Annotated in this window: 3 protein-coding genes and 1 pseudogene; 2 read left to right on the top strand and 2 right to left on the bottom strand. The window is 34.0% G+C overall.

What is annotated here, in order from left to right; all coding sequences use genetic code 11:
- Positions 1–845: 845 nt before the first annotated feature.
- Positions 846–2,288, top strand: a complete 1,443-nt coding sequence (locus tag J3U59_RS11900) for an LTA synthase family protein (RefSeq protein ID WP_267334569.1) — start codon at positions 846–848, stop codon at positions 2,286–2,288.
- An 8-nt stretch (positions 2,289–2,296) separates the two neighbouring features.
- Positions 2,297–2,722: pseudogene (locus J3U59_RS11905) on the top strand (LysE family translocator); the annotation flags it as partial.
- A gap of 141 nt (positions 2,723–2,863) precedes the next feature.
- On the opposite strand, the gene J3U59_RS11910 reads toward J3U59_RS11905, so the two are convergent.
- Together J3U59_RS11910 and J3U59_RS11915 are read right to left on the bottom strand one after the other, a co-directional pair.
- On the bottom strand, positions 2,864–3,427 hold the full coding sequence (locus tag J3U59_RS11910; RefSeq protein WP_267334573.1) for a hypothetical protein: 564 nt from the start codon (positions 3,425–3,427) through the stop codon (positions 2,864–2,866).
- A 151-nt stretch (positions 3,428–3,578) separates the two neighbouring features.
- Positions 3,579–4,744: hypothetical protein (locus tag J3U59_RS11915; RefSeq protein WP_267346545.1), on the bottom strand; the 1,166-nt coding region annotated here is incomplete at its 5' end.

Raw genomic sequence — 4,744 nt, forward strand, 5'->3', positions numbered from 1 at the left:
CTGGCTGGCTGGCTGGCTGGCTGGCTGGCTGGCTGGCTGGCTGGCTGGCTGGCTGGCTGGCTGGCTGGCTGGCTGGCTGGCTGGCTGGCTGGCCCCGTAAACAACTGTATTTTAACATATTTTTAATCCTTTTTAAATAATCCATTGTTCTTTTATACTAAATTTTGAACAAATACTGTATGCCAGTCATAATATTGACTGACCGAGTATAAAAAAAACAATCAAACTCATAAATGATAAAATAGTTAATAATTGTAAAGTCTACTTTAATGATAGCTGATAATAATTTGTAGGTTTGCTGTTTATTTAAAAAGTGAATACATACCGTATCGTTATCGATCTTATTGCTTAAATTAAACTGTATAGATCGGAAAGATGCTTTACCAGTAGCAATCACTTCATAAGCTTTATTTTATTTTCAGAAAATAACAGAATGATAACTGTGTTTATATAATCTTTTTTTATTTATTCAAAAACAAGTTAAGTTATTTTAGTTTTCGATACATCTAACCTCTAATAGACAATGTTATCTTCATCCACATATTTCTCAAATTTATAGGTCACGCATAATAGTCAGAATCTTTGATAACAGAAGTAAGTAAAAAAACCAATAGCAACAAAACAGTGAAATTCTTCATATTATCGTTTTTTTTATTAACCTATTAATTTAATATCAAAAAAATAAAAAAGAGATTATTAATTTTTTTTAATAACTTTAACCGCCAATGCTGAGTGGCCAACAATAATGGAATATAATGTTCGTTATACCACCCTTGGTTACTTTTTTATTTTTTCAAGAATACGTATATACTGTGGCAAAGTTAATTGCTGAGTAACACGTTTTTATGCCTTTATCTACCCTTGTTATTTTACCTTTTTTGCTACTAACTATTCTTTTCGCTTCATTATTTAAACAAAAAAAATGGCAACTATTGATCATAGTATTAATGACCGTTTTTATTGTGATGGAACTGACCTCAATCTATTTTAGTGGTGGATTTATCGATTATCAGTTTTACGTTAATTTAAATGTTAATGATATTATTGAAGGGCTGTTTATCTTTAAATTACAAGCCGTACTTGTGATTGCGGTATTTTTTATATTGATATATTTGCTGACAAAGTTAGCTAATTTGTGCCAACATAAATGTCGATTATCGATTCGAATATTAATTGGCGTAATAGCAATTATCTCATTAAGTTATCAAAACGGTCCATTTAGCCGAATATACGAGATCTATCAAGTGACCTGTGCACCTAAACGATCATTTGAGCAGGCACTACACGCATTAAACATGGACAATTATCCAAATAAGCAACAAATCACTAGTGAAAAAGGTAAAAATATTATTGTTCTATCTTTAGAATCGTTTGAACAAGGTTTTTTTGATTTTACTGATATTACGCCACATTTACGCCAACTACGGCAAGACTATACCTTCTTTGCGAATATGCCAATGAGCCCTGGTAGCAGTTGGACAACAGCTTCAATGTATACTTATATGACTGGCATGCCATTTTTAATTGGTGAATATTCGACATCGCCGCTGGCCAGCGCAAATAAAACACAATTAGTCAGCTTGGGTGACGTACTCAAACAAGCAGGCTATGAAACGCGCTATGTTATGGCTGGCCCTGAATTTGCGGGTATTGGACACATAGCCGAGCTGTTAGGCATGCAAGTCGTTTCTGAGAAAAACTATGCTGGCCAATATCCTAATGCGCCTTTTGGTTTATATGATAAAGATATATTAGAAATAGCCCACAAACAGGTAACGAGTTTGCATAGCTCAGGTAAACCCTTCGCGCTATTTATTTCAACCATTTCAACGCATGCACCAAATGGTTTTTATGACGAACGAATGCGATCGGTGATTGCACCGAAAGACGATAATATGTCATTTGTTGCTGCTTCGTTAGACTATAATGTTGGTCAGTTTATTAAGCAGTTAAAAGATCAAGGACTACTTGAAAACACCGTGTTTTATATCTTTCCCGATCACTTAATGATGGGCTCTGCAACCCCAACGATAAAACATCTTTCAGAAAAAGAACGTAAGCTTTATTTGCTCACAAACGCACAAACAGTTGATTTACAAAAAACACCTGATCAAACCATTTATCAGATTGATTTACCAAGGCTCATTTTAAATGGCGCTCAAATTAACAGCAATGTTAAATTTTTAACCGATTATTTAACTCAACCAAATTTAGATAAAAAACAGTATATTGAACAAAATAAATCGGGCATTGCTAGTTTAAATCAAGCTGCTCAACTGTTGAATTAGGCATAATTATGACTCTTGATACCGTACTTTTAGTGTCAACCATCAGTTGTCTTGGCATGATTTCGCCTGGCCCTGACTTTTTTTTGATTTTGAAAAACAGCTTAACTTATAGCCGAAAAATAGCCCTGTTGACGTGTTTGGGAGTCATCACTGCAATATTAATCCATATGAGTTATTGTGTAGCCGGTGTGGCAGTACTGATTGCTGCTACGCCATTACTGTATAATGTATTACGCTATGCGGGCGCCGCTTACTTATTATGGCTTGGCATTAAAGCATTACTTGCAAAAAAGACCAATTCTACTTATGTCAGTCAACAATTAATTGACAAACAAATGTCCGCTAAATCCGCGTTTATGCAAGGGTTGTTGTGCAACTTACTTAATCCTAAAGCAACGTTATTTTTTCTAGCTATTTTTACACAGGTATTAAATTAACTTGTTGATTGGTTAGATACTTAGCCGACTTGATATCGGCTATTTCATTATTGTGTGAATAACTTTCTCTCAAAAAAGTGTGTTGAGATTTTACATTATTTGAAAAAATAAAAATGCATGTTTTTTATACTAAAAATTTTATCTCAGACGGCTTCGCCCCTGTGATAAAATTTTTTCCTTCAAACCTCGGATAAAACCCGATTCTATTGATGATGGATATTTATCCTGTCGCCAATTCATTAAAAAATAATACTCTTGCTCGCTGAGTGTTAGCTGCCTGCTGGCTGCTAACTTTCTGCTCAAAGCTGATACTTCTAAGTTTTTCTCAGCCTCTACTAGCTCTGTTTTATTATTTCGCTCGATTTCTTCTTTCTTTAGTAGATAATTTTTTTGCTTGAGATACCAACTGTTATAATCTGTCAAATCCTCTATTTCATGTGTTAACTTTATTTCATAACCATAATCATGATGAATTAATCTACGACCAAAATGTTTTTCTAAGGTTGAAACCGGTAACCCCCCTCTAAGAATAAGATCGCCACCACATTTTTTATGACGAACACCGCATACTTTCACCAAAAGATTTAACTCTATTCTAGCCAAATAAAGCGACATGCCATACAACTGCGCAAATATTCCTTGCTTGAAAAAATAAATACTAGTGCGACTATTACTTTTCTCTAATTTATCAATTATATCCATACTACATTTCACCTATATCTAATCAATAGTGATTATGAATTTTAATCAAATTAACCCAGTAATTTCTGTTATATATCAATAAAATTACATTTCAAGTAATTGAAAAAATTATATTTATTATAACTAAAATACTTTTTGAATGTGATATTATTTAAGGTGTAACACACGCTACTCGTCCATTTCCAAACGGATCGATATCGCCAAATTCCGAAAAAATATTATAATTATACTTAACACCGTTTATAGTATTAACATCCGATACCCAATAATTTCCTATAGCCCATCCACTATCACTATAATATGAATCTCCCATCCATGTCCCTGCAGCAATCGCCCCCCATTCATTAAAAAAACCACCAACCCATTTACCAGTACTACCATTCCTATAACTAATACTACGTTGATAAACATTACCTTGTCCTGGCACACCTAAATTAAAATGATATTGAGATGTGTTAGCATTGGTATAATCTTGTAATGAAGGCATTCGATAATTTGATCCTAAATTTCGACAAAATTGCACAGCATCAGAATAATTATTTATATAATCCACACCTTTTATCCCAGGTTTAACAATAAACCATCTGCTTAAATTGAATTGATAAATAATTTTACTTTTAGCTGAATCCCCATAAAATTTAAATATTGAAGAAATAAAATTATTGTTAGCTGATGTTAACGTCGGTCCTTTTAACGTTACTCTTACCACATTACCATTGATATTATTATTCTCAGCAGTGATAGATAAATTTACACCACTTCCAGAGCTAGGCATAATTTGAGCACCATTTATAGAAATAAATTGACCAGCAGTTAATCCAGCAATTGTCATTTTAAAAAAGTAATTATTTGTACCGGTTGTTGGGAAGTTCGATAATGGATTTTTTAGATCCTGCGGTTTAAAACCGCGATCTGGATCCCACTGAGTTACAGGCCCTGCATAATTTCCTCCTTCATACTCATCCCCTGCTTGTATACCTTTTCCTTGATACAAATTTGGTTGTACATAACATACTTTAGGCGTACTTGGGTAAAGATAATAACTATGGCTGCCTCCCGTAAAGCTTCCTATTGAGGGGATCCCATAATTTGTTGCTAACGAACCTGCATCAGCACTGAGTGTTAATTTATAGGGCGATTTACACGCATCTAATTCACTATTCGGATTCGACTTGACATAATTGGTGACATCTTCTCCTGCCGCATTTTCCCACTTTATTTGCATATTACCCGTTATCGTAAATAATTTATCACCATCCGGATCGTGCCAATAATTATTTGTCACGACCACATTGGCTAAGGTCGTTGATGGATAAT

Source organism: Gilliamella sp. B3783 (genome assembly GCF_026536125.1).
Taxonomy (GTDB): Bacteria; Pseudomonadota; Gammaproteobacteria; order Enterobacterales; family Orbaceae; genus Gilliamella.

Bases quoted from the DNA above. Each gene is read 5' to 3' on its own strand.
- J3U59_RS11910 (WP_267334573.1), bottom strand. From the start codon at position 3,427: ATGGATATAATTGATAAATTAGAGAAAAGTAATAGTCGCACTAGTATT.
- J3U59_RS11900 (WP_267334569.1), top strand. From the start codon at position 846: ATGCCTTTATCTACCCTTGTTATTTTACCTTTTTTGCTACTAACTATT.